Source organism: Sinorhizobium sp. 7-81 (assembly GCF_030124405.1).
Lineage (GTDB): Bacteria > Pseudomonadota > Alphaproteobacteria > Rhizobiales > Rhizobiaceae > Sinorhizobium > Sinorhizobium psoraleae.
Genome location: NZ_JASKLT010000004.1, coordinates 207,651 through 226,151, shown reverse-complemented (window position 1 = coordinate 226,151; position 18,501 = coordinate 207,651). Strand labels below are relative to the sequence as shown.

General features: G+C 63.1%; 13 protein-coding genes. 2 read left to right on the top strand and 11 right to left on the bottom strand.

From position 1 onward, the window contains the following. Positions 1-14: 14 nt before the first annotated feature. Together QN224_RS16970 and QN224_RS16965 are read right to left on the bottom strand one after the other, a co-directional pair. Positions 15-2,012 carry a CocE/NonD family hydrolase gene (locus tag QN224_RS16970; protein ID WP_283977799.1) on the bottom strand — a complete coding sequence of 666 codons (1,998 nt, stop codon included), beginning with the start codon at positions 2,010-2,012 and terminating at the stop codon, positions 15-17. A 180-nt stretch (positions 2,013-2,192) separates the two neighbouring features. Further along, positions 2,193-3,776, bottom strand: a complete 1,584-nt coding sequence (locus QN224_RS16965) for an ABC transporter substrate-binding protein (protein WP_283977643.1) — start codon at positions 3,774-3,776, stop codon at positions 2,193-2,195. A gap of 129 nt (positions 3,777-3,905) precedes the next feature. Here QN224_RS16965 and QN224_RS16960 point away from each other — a divergent pair, with 129 nt between their 5' ends. Continuing rightward, complete coding sequence (locus QN224_RS16960; protein WP_283977642.1) at positions 3,906-4,700, top strand: helix-turn-helix transcriptional regulator; 795 nt, start codon at positions 3,906-3,908, stop codon at positions 4,698-4,700. A 114-nt stretch (positions 4,701-4,814) separates the two neighbouring features. Here the strand turns inward: QN224_RS16960 and QN224_RS16955 are convergent, their stop codons facing one another. The 9 genes from QN224_RS16955 to QN224_RS16915 form a co-directional block, all read right to left on the bottom strand. Further along, on the bottom strand, positions 4,815-6,446 hold the full coding sequence (locus QN224_RS16955; RefSeq protein WP_283977641.1) for an ABC transporter ATP-binding protein: 1,632 nt from the start codon (positions 6,444-6,446) through the stop codon (positions 4,815-4,817). Then, positions 6,439-7,266, bottom strand: a complete 828-nt coding sequence (locus QN224_RS16950) for an ABC transporter permease (RefSeq protein WP_283977640.1) — start codon at positions 7,264-7,266, stop codon at positions 6,439-6,441. The genes QN224_RS16955 and QN224_RS16950 overlap by 8 nt, the downstream gene beginning before the upstream one ends. Further along, positions 7,263-8,390: an ABC transporter permease gene (locus QN224_RS16945; protein WP_283977639.1), complete on the bottom strand. Its 1,128-nt coding sequence runs from the start codon at positions 8,388-8,390 to the stop codon at positions 7,263-7,265. Before QN224_RS16945 ends, QN224_RS16950 begins: the two co-directional genes overlap by 4 nt. Next, a complete protein-coding gene (locus tag QN224_RS16940; protein ID WP_283977638.1) occupies positions 8,375-9,964 on the bottom strand; it encodes an ABC transporter substrate-binding protein in 1,590 nt (529 codons plus the stop codon). Before QN224_RS16940 ends, QN224_RS16945 begins: the two co-directional genes overlap by 16 nt. Positions 9,965-10,288: 324 nt before the next feature. Beyond that, a complete protein-coding gene (locus QN224_RS16935) occupies positions 10,289-11,071 on the bottom strand; it encodes a carnitinyl-CoA dehydratase (RefSeq protein WP_173509685.1) in 783 nt (260 codons plus the stop codon). Positions 11,072-11,076: 5 nt separating this feature from the next. Continuing rightward, positions 11,077-13,140 carry an acetate--CoA ligase family protein gene (locus QN224_RS16930; protein ID WP_283977637.1) on the bottom strand — a complete coding sequence of 688 codons (2,064 nt, stop codon included), beginning with the start codon at positions 13,138-13,140 and terminating at the stop codon, positions 11,077-11,079. Between the two features lie 296 nt (positions 13,141-13,436). Continuing rightward, entirely contained in the window at positions 13,437-14,597 is a 1,161-nt protein-coding gene (locus tag QN224_RS16925; protein ID WP_283977636.1) for an acyl-CoA dehydrogenase family protein, read from the bottom strand. Positions 14,598-14,851: 254 nt separating this feature from the next. Next, a complete protein-coding gene (locus QN224_RS16920) occupies positions 14,852-16,342 on the bottom strand; it encodes a carnitine 3-dehydrogenase (RefSeq protein WP_283977635.1) in 1,491 nt (496 codons plus the stop codon). A 155-nt stretch (positions 16,343-16,497) separates the two neighbouring features. Further along, positions 16,498-17,400, bottom strand: a complete 903-nt coding sequence (locus QN224_RS16915; RefSeq protein WP_173509689.1) for a 3-keto-5-aminohexanoate cleavage protein — start codon at positions 17,398-17,400, stop codon at positions 16,498-16,500. Between the two features lie 109 nt (positions 17,401-17,509). On the opposite strand from QN224_RS16915, the gene QN224_RS16910 reads away from it, so the two are divergent. Beyond that, on the top strand, positions 17,510-18,481 hold the full coding sequence (locus QN224_RS16910) for a GlxA family transcriptional regulator (RefSeq protein WP_283977634.1): 972 nt from the start codon (positions 17,510-17,512) through the stop codon (positions 18,479-18,481). Positions 18,482-18,501: the final 20 nt, after the last annotated feature.

The window sequence follows — 18,501 nt, the reverse complement described above, 5'->3', positions numbered from 1 at the left end:
CGGAAAACCGCCGCCTACATGAAGTCCCGCTTGATGCGCTTTTCGAAGCTCTTCTCGAAAATTTTCTGTTCGCCCTCGAAAGCCTCGACTTTTGCCGACGTGATCCACTCGGTCTGCGTACAGGCCAAACGTGACGTCGAAACCGTCCTGACCGACCAGTCGTCGCGGCGCGCGACGCAGGTCCAGGTGGATCGGCCCGTCATCGAATGCGGGTCGCCGGGCGCGATGGACCAGGTCTCGTCGCGGATATCCTGGGTGGCATAGCCGGTGTCCGGATGTTCGGAAAGCCCGGTGTCCTCGTAGATCCGATAGTGAGTCAATCCCTTCGTCATGTCGCGTTCGACGGTGCGGCGCGTTTTCCCAGGCGAATGCTCGACGTAGTGCGGCAGCGGGTTCGGGTTTGCCGGCTGCGGCACGACGATTTCGCGATGGTCGCCAAGGAGTGGCAGCGACAGCGAAAGGGTGGCGGTGTCGATCGTCAGGCCCGGATCGGTCGGCGGCGGCAGGATCATCGGCCAGTAGGACGTCGAGAGCGACAGGCGGATGCGGTGACCGGCGCGGAAACGATAGCCGCAGGCGTCGAGCACCAGCGTCACGCGCGCCTTGTGGTTCTTCTCCATCGGTATCGGTCTCGCATTGCCGTTGCGATGGGCGAGATTGAGAACGCCGAAGGCGACGCGCGTTGCCGTGCCGTCGGGGTGGATATCGACGAGGCGTGCGACGAGGTTAGCGGTGTCGGCGCCACAGGCTACATCGAGACTGAGGACCGGCTGTCCGAGATAATCCTGCGCTTCGAGAAGCGGGTGCGTTTCGAAGGTGAGGGACCCGGCGTCATCGATGCGCTGGTCGCCTGCCATTTCGGCATCCGGCTTTAGCGTAAAATATTCGCCGGCGGCCGTGCCGGTATCGAGCGGTGAGCGGAGGTAGACGTCGCCGACGCCCTTCGCCGAAGAAGCTCCGGCGGTCAGACTGCCGTCGCCCGCGATCGCAAAGTTGCGCATTTCCGGCGAGGTCCAGACGTCCTTGGCGATCCATCGCCCCGGATCCTCGTTTCGTCTGAGCGCAGGGCTCGGACCATCGAGGATGTAGGCGCGCATTTGCGGCAGCTGTTCTGCGTCGTTTTTCTCGTCCCTCAGCCAGCGGTTCCACCAGCGGATCGCCTCGCTGTGGAAATCGGCACGCGGCTTCGGCCAGGCGAAATGCGGGTATTTATGAACCCAGGGACCGATTAGCGCCCTTGCCTTGCCGCCGAGGCCCTCGACAGCCTTGATCGGGGTATTGCGATAGCCGTCCGCCCAACCGGCGATCACCAGGGCGGGGATCGGGAATCCGTCGAAATTCTCCGAGATCGAGCCGTGGCGCCAGAAATCGTCGCGGCGCTGGTGTTCGAGCCACTCCTCCATGAAGAAGGCCTCATTCTCCAGCCGCTCCAGCCACATCTCCTTCCATTGTTCACCGACGAGCGCCGGATCCGGAGAACGCGATTGATAGGCGAGCATGGTCGCCGCCCAGGAGAGCTGCGCCGAGAGATGGCAGCCGTTCTTGTAATGGATGTCGTCATTGTAGCGATCGACGGTTGACGCGATCGAGATGACCGCCTTCAGTGCCGGCGGCTTGAGGGCGGCCACCTGCAGGCAGTTGAAGCCACCCCAGGAAATGCCCATCATGCCGACCTTGCCGTTGGACCAAGGCTGCGACGCGATCCATTCGATGATCTCGCACCCATCGGAAAGTTCGCGCGGCGTATATTCGCCGTCGATCACGCCTTCCGATTCGCCTGAGCCTCGGATGTCGACGCGCACGCCGGCGATGCCGGCAGCCGCGAAGACCGGATAGGTGGATTCGTCGCGTGCACAGGTGCCGTCGCGCTTGCGATAGGGCAGATATTCGAGCACGGCCGGCACCGGGTTCTGCTCCGTGCCTTCGGGCATCCAGATGCGCGCGGCAAGCCGCGTCCCGTCCTTGAGCGTGATCCATTCGTTCTCGATGACGGTGAAATTGCGATCGGCCACCTTGTCTACCTTCCATGCCTGACTATTGAGATGCGGGATGCGGGCGGAAAACCGCCGCATCTTTGTCTTCATCCCGCTTTGCAGCGCCGCGCGTCCAATCGGACGCGCAAAGCTCGCTGTAGCACTTTGAATTGCTGCATTTGTGCGACGTCAGGTGATTCCACCTGACTGCAAAATGCTTTAGCTTTCGAACCAGACACGGCTTCCGACATAGCCGTTCGAAAGGTCGTTGCCGATATCGTGCACGAAGCCCTTCAGCGAGGCGGAGGCGGCGTTCACGTAGTCGTTGAAGACGGGCAGGATCAGGCCGCCTTCGTCGCGCACCATAATCGCCATCGTATGATAGAGTTCCTTGCGCTTGGCGTCGTCAAGCTCGGACCTTGCCTGGAGCAGGAGTGTGTCGAAATCCTTCCGCTTGAAGCGCGTGTCGTTCCACTCGGCGCTGGAGAGATACGAGGTCGAGTAACGGGAATCCTGCGTCGGGCGGCCGCCCCAGTAGGAGGCGCAGAAGGGCTGGACGTTCCAGACATTGGTCCAGTAGCCGTCCTCCGGTTCACGCCGGACTTCAAGCTCGATGCCGGCCTTCTTGGCGCTTTCCTGGAAGAGAACCGCCGCATCGACGGCCCCCGGGAAGGCGGCGTCGGAAGTGCGCAGCAGGATCGGCCGGTCATGACCGGATTTCTTGTAATGGAACGCGGCCTTGTCCGGGTCATAGACGCGCTGTTCGATTCCCTCCGGCGCGAGCGCGTAGTTCTCGTTAACCGGGTAATCGTTGCCGAGCTTGCCGTAACCGCCGACGGCCCGATCAAGGATGGCCTGCCGATCGATCGCGTATTTCAGCGCCATCCTGAGGTCGTTGTTGTCGAAGGGCGCCGTGTCGCAATGCATCAGGAAGCTGTAGAAGCCTTTGCCTGGCGTCTGGAGGATCTGCACGCGCGGAGCACGTTTGAGAAGCGATACGGTTTTCGGATCCACGTTGTTGATGAAGTGCACCTGGCCGGAGGAAAGTGCCGCGATGCGCGCCGAGTTGTCGTTCATGACGATGATCTCGACGCTGTCGACATAGCCGCGGTCCGAGCGCCAGTCGGCTGCGTTCTTTTCAAAGGTGGCGCGGATGCCGGCCTCGTAGCTTACGAGCTTGTATGGACCCGTTCCGATCGGCGAGGCAGGATTTTCGACGCCGCCGCCCGGCTGGATGATCAGGTGGTAATCGGTGAGAAGCAGCGGCAGGTCGGCATTGCCTTCCGAGAGCGTCAGAACGAGATCGCCGGCCTTTTCCTCGATCGTCTTGATCGAGCGCATGAGGCCGAGGGCACCCGATTTCGAACCCTCGTCGGAATGGCGCTTCAGCGTCGCGACGACGTCCGCCACCGTCAGCTTGCGTCCGTCATGGAAGGAGATGTCGTTGCGGATCTTGAAGGTCCACACCGAAGCATCCGCGGAAGGCTCCCAGGAAGAAGCGATCGCGGGCAGGGGCGCGCCGGTCACCGGATCGGATTCGACGAGCTTGTCGCCCCAGAGATGGCCGATCACGAAGGAGACGGAGCCGGTATAGGCGGCGGGATCGAGGGAATCGGTTGTCGCGCCTCCCTTGAGGCCGAGCTTCAGATGGCCGCCGCGTTTCGGCTCCTGTGCCTGGGCTTTGCCCGGCAAGCTACCGAGGCCGGCGGCGATGCCGAGTGCTGCGGTCCCCGCGAGGAAGCCGCGGCGGTTGATGCCGGCCGGAACGATAAGGCCGTCGGGACGCTTCGTGAATTCGGTCATTTTCGAGTTCCCCTTTGTGTGTTTGTTCAAGGAAAAACCTAGCGCCTGCCGGATAGCATGCAATTTCGCGACTTGACGTTGGTTTACGCTAGTTTACGCTGCCAGCATCAAATGTTTGGGAATACAGACGTGGAGCTGGCCGACACATTCGTCATCAATTTGCGGTTCGCCTGCGCCACCCGGCGCTCGATCTCGCAGATTTGCCGCGAGATTGGCATCAATCGCCAGCAGTTCAATCGCTACATCAGCGGCGAGGCACGGCCGTCGGCGCACAATGTCGCGCGGATCGCCGCCTTCTTCGGGCTTTCCGCGCAGGATTTCTCATTGTCGCCGAAATTGTTCGAAGCGCGCATGACGCGCCCCGGGCGCGACCGCTCGGAGGCGCGGCTGCTGTTCGAAGGCTTTCCGGGCGACATCTCGGCGCTCAGGCGGCACATCGGCTATTACCAAACCTATCACATTTCGCCGTCGTGGCCCGGCCTTGTCGTCTGCTCCTGCGCGCGGATATACGAAGACAGCGGCTCCATCCGCGTGAAATCGATTGAACGCATCCGCGATGCCGCCAACGAAATCCAGCAGTTCTCGAAATATGTCGGTCTCGTCACTTTCTGGCGAAACCGCATCTTCATCACCGAGCGAAGCGTCGGTCGGGAGCCAATGCTTTCGCAAACGATCCTGATGCCGTTCGAAGTGCATCAGCGTACCTACCTTCGGGGTACGACCATGGGCGTTTCCTGGCGCAAGGAAAACCAGCCATACGCATCGCGCATGATCTGGCGCCATGTCGGGCAGGAGCCGGATATCCGCCAGATGCTCGAGCGTTGCGGTGTGCTCGCCTTCGGCTCGCGGCAATTGCCGGCGACGGTCAGGAGCTTTCTCGACACACCGGCCGCCGAGGTGTTGACCGTACCGAGCGAATATTGAGGGGCGGTGCCGCGAGCGGCCTGCCGACCGAACGCAGTTCCAGGAAAGCTGTCGCGGTTTCTGTCCGAATTGCGTCTCGCCAGCTTTCTCTCCCCGCGCGGGGAGAGAAAGCGATCAGTTTCCAGCGCTTTCCATGCGCCGGGTCTTCAGCACCTTCTCCAGCCAGCCGATTTCCATTTCCGGTACCGATTTCAACAGCAGGTCGGTATAGTCGTCGAAGGGCGGCGAGAGCACCTTCGACTTCGGACCGAAGCGCACGAGGCGACCGCGGTGCATGACCGCGACGCTGTCGGCGATGGCTCGGACGATGGCGATGTCATGGGTGATAAAGACATAGGAAACAGCGGTTTCCTCCTGAAGCCTCATAAGCAGATTCAGGATGCCCTCGGCCACCAGCGGATCGAGCGCCGAGGTCGGCTCGTCGCAGAGGATGAGTTCGGGCTTGGCGGCGAGCGCCCGGGCGATGGCGACGCGCTGCTTCTGCCCGCCGGAAAGCTCTGCCGGATAACGATCGAGGAAACGGGGTCCCATTTCGATCTGGTCGAGCAGTTCTTTCACCCGCTCGGTCTTCTTGGCGCCGTGCATGCTGAAGTAGAAGGAAAGCGGCCGGCCGATGATGTCGCGCACCGTTTGTCGCGGATTCATCGCCGTATCCGCCATCTGGTAGATCATCTGGATGCGGCGCAGCTCGTCATTGGTCCGGCCTTTGAGCGCCTTGGGCAGCTCCTTGCCGTCGAAGGTGATGCGGCCCTCGCTCGGCGGCAAAAGCCCGGTGATGACGCGGGCGAGCGTCGATTTGCCGGAGCCGGATTCTCCGACGATCGCCAGCGTCTGGCCCTTCGGCAGATGCATCGATACGTCGTGCAGCACCTTGAAGCCATTGGCATAGCCGGCATGGACATGCTCGATCTTGAGAAGCGTGCCCGACTGGTCCGTCGCCTCGTCGCGTTTAGCTTGGCGGACGCTGACGAGGGCTCGGGTATAGTCTTCCTTCGGCGCCTCGATCACCTGCTTGGTCGTGCCGTATTCAACGGTCTTGCCATGACGCAGCACCATGATGTCGTCCGAGATCTGCGCGACGACGGCGAGGTCGTGGGTAATATAGAGCGCCGCCGTATGCGTCTCCTCGATCGCGTTCTTGATCGCCGCGAGCACGTCGATCTGAGTGGTGACGTCAAGCGCCGTGGTCGGTTCGTCGAAGACGATCAGTTCGGGGTTCGGGCAGAGCGCCATCGCGGTCATGGCGCGCTGCAACTGGCCGCCCGAAACCTGGTGAGGATAGCGGTCACCGAAGGTTTCCGGACTGGGAAGGCCGAGCACCCGGAAGAGATAGAGCGCGCGTTTCTTTGCCTCCTCGCGCGACATGAGCCCGTGACGGAGCGAGGCCTCGATCACCTGGTCGCCGAGCTTGTGAGCGGGATTGAACGCGGCGGCCGCGGACTGCGCGACATAGCAGACATGGGCGCCGCGGACCGTGTTGATGCCGCTGCGGTCGAGCCTCAGGATATCCTTGCCGTTGAGCAGCACTTCGCCGCCGGTGATCCTGGCGCCACCGCGGCCGTAGGCAAGCGCCGAGAGGCCGATCGTCGACTTGCCGGCGCCGGACTCGCCGATGAGGCCGAGCACCTTGCCCTTTTGTACGTCGAAGGAGACGCCCTCGACCAGGGTCACGACCTTGGGCGGCTCGCCGGGCGGATAGCTGGTCGCCTCGATTTTCAGGTTCTTGACGGAAAGAAGCTCAGGCATCGCCGCGCCCTCCTTTAAGGCTCGAGGTCCGCTTCATCAGCCAATCGACGACAAGATTGACGCAGATGGCGAGCGTCGCGATCGCCGCACCCGGTATGAGCGCGGCCGAGATGCCGAAGATGATACCGTCCTTGTTGTCCTTCACCATGCCGCCCCAGTCGGCGGCCGGCGGCTGGATGCCGAGGCCGAGGAAGGAGAGGGTGGAGAGAAACAGGATCGAGAAGGCGAAGCGCAGGCCGAATTCGGCAAGCAGTGGCGAAAGCGTGTTCGGCAGGATCTCGCGGAAGATGATCCAGAGACTGCCCTCGCCGCGCAACCGCGCCGCCTCGACGAATTCCATCACGGCAACGTCGAGTGCGACGGCGCGACCGATGCGGAAGACGCGGGTGGAGTCGAGCACCGCCATTACCAGGATCAGGATCCAGAGATGCTGCGGCAACACCGCGAGAACGACGAGTGCGAAGATCAGTGTCGGGATCGCCATCATCAGATCGTTGAAGCGCGAGAAGGCCTGGTCGACGAAGCCGCCCATGACCGCGGCGGCAAAGCTCAGGATCATGCCGAGCGAGAAGGACAGTACGGTCGCCGCCAGCGCCACGAAGATTGTGGTGCGGGCGCCATAGATCAGGCGCGAGAACAGGTCGCGCCCGAGATTGTCGGTGCCGAGCAGGAAATCGCCGCCAGCCGGCAGCCAGATGTCGCCGACGACGTCGCGCTCGCCATAGGGCGCGATAACGGGCGCGAAGATCGCACAGAGGATGGTGATCGCGATGCCCGCGATGCCGATCCAGGCGCTCAATGGGATAGATCTCAGGTTCATCGCGGATGCCTCAGTCTCGGGTTGGCGAGAATGGCGAGAATATCCGCGGCCATGTTGAGGAATATGTAGAAGGCCGCAAAGATCAGGCCGCAGGCCTGAACGACCGGCATGTCGCGCACGGTCACCGCGTCCACCATGTATTGCCCCATGCCCGGATAGACGAAGACCACTTCGACGACGACGACGCCGACGACGAGATAGGCCAGATTCAGCGCGATGACGTTGATGACCGGGGCCACGGCGTTCGGTGCGGCGTGGCGGGCGATGATGCGGAACATGCCGAGACCCTTCAGCTCCGCGGTCTCGACATAGGCCGAGGACATGACGTTGAGGATCGCCGCCCGCGTCATGCGCATCATGTGAGCGAGAACGACGAGGACGAGGGTCGCGACGGGAAGCGCGATCGCCGAAAGTCGTTCGGTGAAGCTCATGCTGTCGTAGACGGTCGCCGGGAAGGTCGCCACGCCCCATTTAACCGCGAAGAACATGATCAGCAGATAGCCGATGAAGAATTCCGGCAGCGAGATTGCCGCGAGCGATATCACGTTGATGATCTTGTCGGGCATTCGGTTGCGGAACTGCACCGCCAGCATGCCGAGTCCGACGGCGAGCGGCACGGAGATGAGCGCGGCGAAGAAGGCGAGGAACAACGAATTGCCGAGCCTATTGCCGATCTGTTCGCTGACCGAATTCTTGCTCGCCCACGAGGTGCCGAAATCACCCTTGACGGCGCCGCCGAGCCAACTCAAGTAGCGTTCGCTCCAGGGCCGATCGAGGCCGAGGTCCTTGCGAATGTTTTCGACCGCCTGCGGCGTTGCCGATTGGCCGAGATAGGTAGTGGCGAAATCGCCGGGCAGGGCTTCGATGCCGCCGAAGATCATCAGCGACACGGCGAAAAGCAATCCAACGCTCAGGCCGAGGCGCTGAAGGACCAGCGCCGCGAGAGGACGACGAAAGACGAAACGCCGCCAGAAGGTGCCACCGATCTCGCCAGTGGCGGCGGTGGGGTTGGGTTTTGCTGGCATTCCGGAAAGGTCGGCAGACCGCGGCTGTTCACCCGCGGTCGCATCCGTCAGAACCGGACCAGTCATTGGTCCGCTCTCCATCATCAGGCGTCCAGCCATACTCGGGTTGCGACATAGCCATTCGACATGTCGTTGCCGATGTCGTGGACGTAGCCCTTCACCTGCTTGCCGGCGGCGTTCACGAAGTCGTTGAACATCGGCAGGATCAGGCCGCCCTCGTCGCGCACCATCATCGCCATGGTGCGGTACATGTCCTTGCGCTTGGCTTCATCCAGTTCGGAGCGGGCCTCGAGCAGGATCTTGTCGAAGTCTTCACGCTGAAAGCGGGTGTCGTTCCAGTCGGCGTTCGAGAGATAGGCGGTCGAATACATCTGGTCCTGCGTCGGACGGCCGCCCCAATAGGAGGTCGAGAACGGCTGCACGTTCCAGACGTTGGTCCAATAGCCGTCTCCCGGCTCGCGTTTGACCTCGATCTCGATGCCGGCCTTCTTGGCGCTCTCCTGATAGAGAACGGCCGCATCGACGGCGCCGGGGAAGGCGACGTCGGAGGTGCGCAGCAGCACCGGACCGCTATGCCCCGACTTCTTATAGTGGAAGGCGGCCTTGTCCGGGTCATAGGCGCGCTGCTCGATGCCTTCCGGGAAGAGCGCGTAAGTATCGTTGATCGGGAAGTCGTTGCCGACCTTGCCGTAGCCGCCGAGGATGCGCTGGACCAAGGTCTCGCGATCCATCGCCAGTTTCAACGCCATCCGCAGATCGTTGTTGTCGAACGGCGCGGTGTTGCAATGCATGATGAAGACGTAATGACCGCGGCCGGACGTGTTGAGGATCTCGACGGTCGGTGCCCGCTTCAAGAGGTTCACCGTCTTCGGATCGACGCGGTTGATGTAATGCACCTGGCCGGAGGAAAGGGCGGCGATGCGTGCCGTCGCGTCGTTCATGGCGATCAGTTCGATCGTATCCACATAGCCGCGATCCGTCCGCCAGTCGTCGGCATTCTTTTCGAAGGTGGCGCGCACGCCCGGTTCGAAGCTGGCCACCTTGTACGGGCCGGTACCGATCATCGCGTCCGGATTGTCGAGGCCGCCATTCGGCTGGATGATGAGGTGGTAGTCCGTCAAAAGCAGCGGCAGGTCGGCATTGCCTTCCGTCAGCGTCAGGACAAGCTTGTCGCCATCCGCCTTGATTTCCTTGATCGATTTCATCACACCGAGCGCGCCCGATTCCGACTTGTCATCGGTATGACGCTGCAGGGTCTTGATGACGTCGTCGACTGTCAGTTCCTTGCCATCATGGAATTTGACGCCCTTGCGGATCGTAAAGGTCCAGGTTGCCGCATCAGCAGAAGGCTCCCAGGACTCGGCAAGTGCCGGAACCGGCGCACCGGTGGTCGGATGGCTTTCGACAAGCATGTCGCCCCAGTTACGGCCGACGACGAACATGAATTGCGAAAGGGCCTTAGCCGGATCCTTCGAGTCGGTTGCAGCAGCGCCTTCGAGGCCGAGCTTCAGATGACCGCCGCGTTTCGGCTCCTGCGCCGCGGCACTGGTGGCGAAAAGCGTGCCGGCGGTCGAGGCGGCAATGCCGAAAGCGGCTGTGCGTCCGAGAAACTCACGCCGGTTCATTTTGCCGAGCATGACCTGTCGTGTCAGATAATCCTTGTAATCGCTCATTCCCCTGTTCCCTTCTTTCAGTCGGCATTCGCCGTTCGTTGTGATTGGTAGAGACTGTTGCGTATCACCATCGTATGAATTGGCCTCGAGATGTCGTCCGCTTTCTCCTTCCTCCGCGATCTTTGACGGCGATACAGCTGTTCCGATCCATAAGGCTAATCGTTCGGAGCAGGCTTGTAACGTCCTAAATTATAAATCTTTTCCATAAGTTCGCCTCATGGAACGACAATGCATTCCGCGTGCGTCAATGCTCGCGGCGCGCCACGTTGAACGCCGGTTTTCGCCGGCCGAAAACTTCGTTCCGCGGCCAATGGCGACCGTGTCTCAGCGCCCCTTCCAGACGGGATCGCGCTTCTCGGCGAAGGCGCGTGCTCCTTCGAGCTGGTCTTCGCTCGAATAGAGGATGTCGACCGTCTTGAACTGCCTGCGGGTGATCTTGTTCATCGTCGTCTGGAAATCGCGGCCTTCCGCCTCGCGCACGACTTCCTTGATCGCGGCGTAGACGAGCGGCGGACCGCTTTCGAGCAGGCGGGCGAGTTCCCAGGCGCGTTCGATCAGCCGGGCGGCTGGCAGGATCTCGTTGACGAAGCCCCAGCGGTTCGCCTCGCTCGCATCGAGCCAGCGTCCGGTCAGCAGCATGTCCATGGCGATATGGTAGGGAATGCGCTTCGGCAATTTGATCGAAGCGGCATCGGCGACCGTGCCGGAACGGATTTCCGGAAGCGCGAAGGTCGCGTGTTCGGCGGCAAGGATGATGTCGGTCGAAAGCGCGATTTCCAGCCCACCACCGCAACAGATGCCGTTGACGGCCGCGATGATCGGCTTGTTGAGGTCGCGCAGTTCCTGAATGCCGCCGAAACCGCCGACGCCATAATCGCCGTCGACAGCGTCACCTTCGGCGGCGGCCTTGAGATCCCAGCCGGGGCAGAAGAATTTTTCGCCCGCGCCGGTGATGATCGCCACGCGCAAGGTGGGTTCGTCGCGAAATTCGCGGAAGATTTCGCCCATGATCCGGCTCGTCTTCAGATCGATGGCATTGGCTTTCGGCCGATCGATCGTGACTTCGAGAATGCCGCCTTCGCGGCGGGTAAGGATCGGTCCGGTCATAGGCGTCATTTCCTCCGGCGGATCAGAGCGTCAGCGGCGATGGCCCCTTGGCCTTCCGCTAATACCATAACAGGATTGATATCGAGTTCGTCGAGCTTTGAAGCGTTTGAAACGACATAGGATGCCGCTGCGGCGACAGTTCTGGTCAGCGCCGCGATATCTCCCTTCGGGCCCCCGCGATAGCCGTCCAGCAGCTTTCTGACTTTAAGGCCGTCGATCGCCTCCGAAATCGCCCTTTCGGTGGTCGGAAGCGTCAGGATCGCGGAATCATCGAGCAACTCCACGAGGATTCCGCCCGCGCCGATGGTGAGTACCGGGCCGGCAACGGGGTCGCGCATTGCCCCGATGATGAGCTCCGCCACGGGCTTGGCGACCATCTTTTCCACAAGATAACCCGAAGCGACGGCGGCCATCGCTGTTGCCGCGTCGTAAACCTCGTCGCGGCTCGCGAGGTTCAGCTTGACCGCACCGGCTTCGGTCTTGTGGGCAACACCGAGACCTTTGAGCACCACAGGGAAGCCGAGCGCGTCGGCGGCGGTGGCGGCTTCCTCGGGCGTGGCGGCCGTCCTGCCCCGAGGCACTTCGACGCCGGATTCGAGGAGCTCCGCCTTTGCTTCGGCCTCGGTCAGCGTGACGGCGTCGCCCGCTTCGGCGCGCACCTTGAGGAGGGGCGGTGGGACGGTCCGTGCCCAGGCGGCGCCGATCTCGGCCGCAGTTTCGGCTGCGGCGAGCGCTTCGTCGATGCCGAAGAAGGGAACGACGCCCGCCGCCATCAGTGACAGCGCGGTCGCTTCCGGCATGTTCTCGCCGAGGCTTGCGACGATGCCCGCGACGGCACCGGTCGCATTCGCCGAGGCGATGACGGCCTCGCAGGTCGTCACCCAGTCGGCGGCGTCGCAACGGTCGAGACGCGGAAAATCGAGCACGATCAGGTTCAATGCGTAGTCGCCCTTCATCATCGCGGTGAAGGCGGCCGTCTGTTTCTCGCGATTGCCCCAGACGAAAGTGTGATAGTCGAGCGGATTGGCGATCGTCACCATCTCGCCCAGGCTTTCCTTGAGCGGCCGGCGCTGTTCCTCGCGAAGGGGCCGAAAATTGATTTTGCGGCGGACGCCGGCATCCGCCATCAGCGACGCTTCGCCGCCGGAGCAACTCATCGAGGAGATGTCGGCGCTGGGAAGGGGCCCGTGAAGATGCAGGAGCTTCAGCGTTTCAAGGAGCTCGGGCAGGGTGTCGACCCGGCCAATGCCGAGGCGGGCCAGCAGCGCCGATGAGACACGGTCATTGCCGGCGAGCGAGGCCGTGTGGGAGACGGTCGCAAGCTGCGCGGCCTCGGACTTGCCGACCTTCAGCGTCACGACGGGCTTGCGCAGTTCGCGGGCGCGGGTCGCCAGCCGCTCGAGCGCCTCGATACTGTCGAAGCCTTCGACATGGAGGCCGACGGCGGTGACGCGCGGGTCTTCGAGCACGGCGCAGGCGATGTCCGAGAGGCCGGTCTGGGCCTGGTTGCCGGCGGTCATGACATAGGCCAGCGGCAGCCCGCGTGCCTGCATGGAGATGTTGCAGGCAATGTTGGAGGATTGGGTGAGGATCGCCACGCCGTGATCGATGCGAAGCATGCCGTGCTGGTCCGGCCAGAGCAGGGCGCCGTCGAGCATGTTGATGAAACCGTAACAATTGGGTCCGACGATCGGCATGTCGCCGGCAGCGGCAACCAGCGCCTCCTGCAGGTCGTTGCCGTCGGCAAGCTCGCTCGCCGCCTCACGGAAGCCCGACGCGTAGCAGACGGCGCCGCCGGCGCCGCGTGTCGCCAGATCCCGGATGATCTCGATCGTCAGCGCCCGGTTGACGCCGACGAACGAGGCATCCGGCGCATCCGGCAGATCGGCCACCGAGCGGTAACAGCGGCGGCCGAGGACTTCGTCTTCACGCGGATGGACCGGCCAGATTTCGCCGGCAAAGCCCATCTTGTCGCATTGTTCGATGACGCGCCGCGCTTCCTTGCCGCCGAAGACAGCGATGGAGCGGGGGCGGATCAGTCGGTCGAGGGAGCGGGGGGAGGTGGTCATGCTGCGCCCTCGTTGAATGCGTCAAGGGGGCGCGATCCGCGGAATACCCCCCTCTGCCCTGCCGGGCATCTCCCCCACAAGGGGGGAGATTGGACGGGGCGCTGTCTTTGCCAGTCAGTGACCGTCGAGGAGTGGGGTGTTTTTAGTGGGCGATGGATTGCGGGAATGATGCGGCGGACGGCAGGGATGGCCTGCCGATCAAGAAGCTGGGTGGTCGCTTCTTGCCAATCTCCCCCCTTGTGGGGGAGATGCCCGGCGGGGCAGAGGGAGGTGACTTGCGGAAACTCGAGCATCCCTCACGCTCCCAGCGGCCGCAGCAGGTCGCGGCTGATGATGTGGCGCTGGATTTCCGAGGTGCCGTCCCAGATGCGCTCGACGCGGGCATCGCGCCAGAAGCGGGCGAGCGGCAGGTCGTCCATCAGACCCATGCCGCCAAAGATCTGGATCGCCTCGTCGGTGACGCGGGCGAGCATTTCCGTGGCATAGACCTTGGCCGAGGCGATTTCGCGGTTCGACGGCAGGCCCTGGTCGAGCCGCCAGGCGGCCGACAGCGTCAGCAGGTCGGCCGCATCGATCTCGGTGATCATATCGGCGAGCTTGAAGGAGACGCCCTGATTGGCGCCGATCGGCTTGCCGAATTGCTTGCGCTCGGCGGCGTAGGAGAGCGCATAGTCGAAGGCGCGGCGGGCGCGACCGACTGAGGTGGCGGCGACCGTCAGGCGCGTCGCATAGAGCCATTCATTGGCGATGTCGAAACCCTTGTGCACCTCGCCGAGGATCTGCGCCGAGGGCAGCCGGCAATCGTCGAAGGTCAGGATGCAGTTCTTGTAGCCGCGATGCGAAACGGAACTGTAGCCCTCGCGGATTTCGAAGCCCGGCGTGCCGCGATCGACCAGGAAACAGGTGATCTTCTTCTTCGGCCCGCGCGGCGTCTGCTCCTCGCCGGTGGCGATGAAGACGATCACGAAATCGGCGATGTCGGCGTGGCTGATGAAGTGCTTCGTGCCGTTGACGATCCAGTCGTCGCCATCCTGTCTGGCGAAGCATTTCATGTCGCGAACGTCCGAGCCGGCGTCCGGCTCGGTCATGGCAAGCGCGTCGAACTTGTCGCCCTTGACGGCCGGCAGCAGGTAACGCTCGCGCTGCTCATCGTTGCAGGCCATCAGGATCCCGGAGGGGCGGCCGAAGAAAACCGTCAGACCCATCGAACCCCGGCCAAGCTCGCGCTCGACCAGGGTGAAAGTGAGGTGATCGAGCCCGGCACCGCCGACTTCTTCCGGGAAATTGCAGGCGAAGAAGCCGAGCTCCTTGCACTTGCGGGCAATTTCCTGGCCGAGCTCGCGCGGTACGATGCCTGTGCGCTCGACCTCGTTTTCGTGCGGATAGATCTCGGTCTCGACGAAGTTGCGGACCGTGTCGACGATCATCTGCTGTTCTTCGGTCAGTGCGAAATTCATTGTTCTCCCTCGTATTCTTTTGGTCCGCCTGCCATCGGCCGATCTCCTCATCGGCCGGCGGCGTTTTTGGCTTTTCGCCCCTCACCCTAACCCTCTCCCCGCGCGCGGGGAGGGGAGAGGGGACGCTTTTGCTGGCCGCTCCCCACGCGCGACGGAAGAGGGGTGCGAGCGGCTGTCGCGAGTCCCTTCTCCCCGTCAGAACGGGGAGAAGGTGCCGGCAGGCGGATGAGGGGCGATCGTCCGCCCCATCACCTTCACCGTTTCTGCCCCACGTGCCGCCCAGCGCCCTCCGGCGCAGCGAGTTTGGCATGCCCTTCGGCAATCGGCTTCAGCTTCGCCAGCACTTCCGTCGGCGCCGGCACTGATTTGCCGGCCTTGGCGTCGACGTGCAGCATCATCTGCTCGGCGGTCGCGATCACCTCGCCCGATGCGGCATCGTGGATCCTTGTGAAGAAGTGGATCCGCTTCTCGTCGGAGGCGAGAAGCTGCAGCGTCGTGTAAAGCGCCTGACCGAGCTTGGCTTCGCCGAGATGGCGGATGTGGGTTTCCACGGTGTAGTAGCTGTGGCCGGCCTCGACATAGGCGAAATCGACACCGATCAGCCGCAACAGCACGTCGGATGTGTCGCCGAAGAGCTGGAGGTAGCGGTGCTCGGTCATGTGGCCGTTGTAGTCGACCCAGGCGGCGTTGACCTTGGTTTCGACAAGACGCAGCGGACCGGAGGCATCATAGGTTTTCGCCTGATTGCCGCCCTTGGCCCAAAGGCGCTTTTCGAAATCGGCGAGCAGCTTGCCGGCGCCCCAGCCTTCGCCGCCATTGCTGGCTTTGAGCGCATGCATGATGCCGACGAGGTTTTCGTCGCGGATGCGTTCGAGTTCGCGGATCGAGCGACCGGCGGCCTGGGCATCCGACTGCGCGCCGATCTTTTCAACGAGCGCATCGTCGAGATCGACGACGTCGGTGAACTTGGTCCAGGGCCATTTCAGGCAGGGGCCGAACTGGGCGAGGAAGTGGCGCATGCCAGCCTCGCCACCGGCGATGCGATAGGTCTCGAAGAGGCCCATCTGCGCCCAGCGCATGCCGAAGGAATAGCGCATGACGTCGTCGAGCGTCTCGGTGTCGCAGATGTCGTCCTGGATCAGCCACAGCGCTTCGCGCCAGAGCGCCTCGAGCAGACGGTCGCCGACGAAGGCCTCGATCTCCTTGGCTATGACGACGCCCTTCATGCCGATTTCGGCAACACCTTCCTCGGCCCGCTTGATCGTTGCCGCGGAGGTCTTCCTGCCGCCGACGAGCTCCACCAGCGGCAGGAGATAAACCGGGTTATAGGGATGCGCCACAAACATGCGCTCGGGGTATTTCATATCGGCCTGCAGGTCCGAGGGCAGGAGGCCCGAGGTGGAGGAGCCGATGAGCGCGTCGGGGCGGGCGAAGGCGTCGATTTCGGTGATGACGCCGCGCTTCAGCTCCAGCCGCTCGGGGACGCTTTCCTGAATCCAGTCAACGCCTTCGACTGCTTGCTGGATGGTCTTGCAGAAGGTGAGCTTGCCGCGTGGCGGCAGCGGCGCCATGGTCAGCATGCCATAGGCCTTCTCGGCATTGGCCATGACCTCGCCGATAATGCGCTCGGCTTCCGGATGCGGATCGAAGATGTTGACGTCGATGCCGGCAAGCGCGAAGCGTGCCGCCCAGGCCCCGCCGATGACGCCGCCGCCGACGCAGGCGGCCTTGGTGATGATGCTCATTCCCTCTCCCCGATTTCTGAAATCTCAGTCTGCCCCTCACCCTAGCCCTCTCCCCGCAGGCGGGGAGAGGGAACTGGACGCCTACGGCTTGCGTCCTTCTCCCCGTCTTTACGGGGAGAAGGTGCCGGCAGGCGGATGAGGGGCCGAACTCGCTCTTACCGCTTCTTCAGCTTCAGCTTCTCGCGGACCTCTTCCGGCCCGATGATCTTCGCGCCCATACCCTCGATGACCGAGACCGCCTTTTCGACGAGCTGGCCATTGGTCGCGAGTTGGCCCTTGCCGACATAGAGATTGTCTTCCAGGCCGACGCGGACGTTGCCGCCGGCAAGGATCGCCGCCGCCGGGTAGGCGAGCGCATTGCGGCCGATCGAGAAGGCCGAGAAGGTCCAGTTCGCCGGTACGTTGTTGACCATCGCCATGAAGGTGTTGAGGTCGTCCGGCGCGCCCCACGGAATGCCCATGCAGAGCTGGATCAGCACCGGATCCTCGATCAGGCCTTCCTCGACGAGCTGCTTGGCGAACCAGAGATGGCCGGTATCGAAGGCCTCGATCTCGGGGCGGACGCCGAGTGCGGTCATCTGGCGCGCCATCTCGCGCAGCATCGACGGCGTGTTGGTCATTACATAGTCGCCGAGCGAGAAGTTCATCGTGCCGCAGTCGAGCGTGCAGATTTCCGGCAGGCATTCGGCAACATGGGCGACGCGCTCGGTGGCGCCGGCCATGTCCGTGCCTTTCTCGTTGACCGGCAACGGACTTTCGACATTGCCGAACACGAGGTCCCCGCCCATGCCCGCGGTCAAATTCAGCACGACGTCGACGTCGGCGGAGCGGATACGGTCGGTGACCTCTTTGTAGAGATCGAGGCGGCGGGCCGGCGCGCCGGTTTCCGGATCGCGAACATGGCAGTGAGCGACCGCGGCACCCGCCTTGGCGGCCTCGATCGCCGCGTCGGCGATCTGTTTCGGTGTGATCGGAACGTGGCCGGATTTCGAAACGGTGTCTCCCGAACCGGTGACGGCGCAGGTGATGAATACCTCGCGGTTCATGCTGAGCGGCATTGCTGTCTCCCTTTTATTGAGAGCCATTACGAGCCAGAAAAGCCGTCTCTGCTTTTCATCATCAGCGACATTCTATACATTCTCGGAAGTTCCGGGAGGAAGTTTCACAATGGATCAATCCGTTTCGCAGTCGCAGCATGTGGATCTGCTTGTCCTCCCGGAGACGAACCTGATCCTTGTGGCCTCGGTCATCGAGCCGCTGCGGGCCGCCAACCGCATTGCCGGACGCACGCTTTACACCTGGACAATCTTCAGTCCGGACGGCGAAGCAATCGAGACCAAGAGCGGCATTCCGATCCCCGTCGCCGGGCCCTTCCGGCCCCAGCGCGAGACGGCGCCGCTCTTCGTGCTTTCAAGCTACAGCTGGGAGCGCAGCGCCACCTCGCAACTCAGGATGCTGCTCTCGCAGACGGCGCGGCATCGGGAAGTCATGGCCGGGATCGAATCCGGCTCTTGGCTGCTCGCCGAGACCAGCCTGCTCGATAATTTTTGCGCCACTACCCATTGGGAGGACTTCGAGGACTTCGCCGCGGCCTATCCGCAGGTGACCATGGTGCGCGAGCGTTTCGTCATCGATGGCAAACGCATCACCACCGGCGGCTCCCTGCCGACGCTCGATCTGATGCTCGAACTGATCCGTCGTGCGCACGGCTATTCGCTGGCGCTCGAGGTCTCCCGCCTCTTCATCTACGAGCAGGAGCGCACGCGCGGCGACCTGCTGCAGGTGCCCGCGATCGGCAATATGCGCATTCTCGATGCCCGCGTCGGTGCGGCGGTCAAGCTGATGGCCGAGACGGTCGAGGCGCCGCTGACGCTGGCGCGCCTCGCACGCCGTGTCGGCGTCAGCGCCCGGCATCTGCAGGACCTCTTCAAGGAGACGATGGGTGTGGCTCCGCACGAGCACTATCTCGCTCTCCGCCTCAATGCCGCGCGCCGCAAGGTAATCGAGACGCGGATGGAGTTTGCGGACATCGCCGCTGTCGCCGGCTTCAATTCCTCGTCCTCGTTCTCACGCAGCTACCGCGCCCACTATCGCGAGAGCCCCAGCGAAACGCGCCGTCGCCTGAAGCTCAAGATGTGACCGGCAGCTTCAGGTCTTGC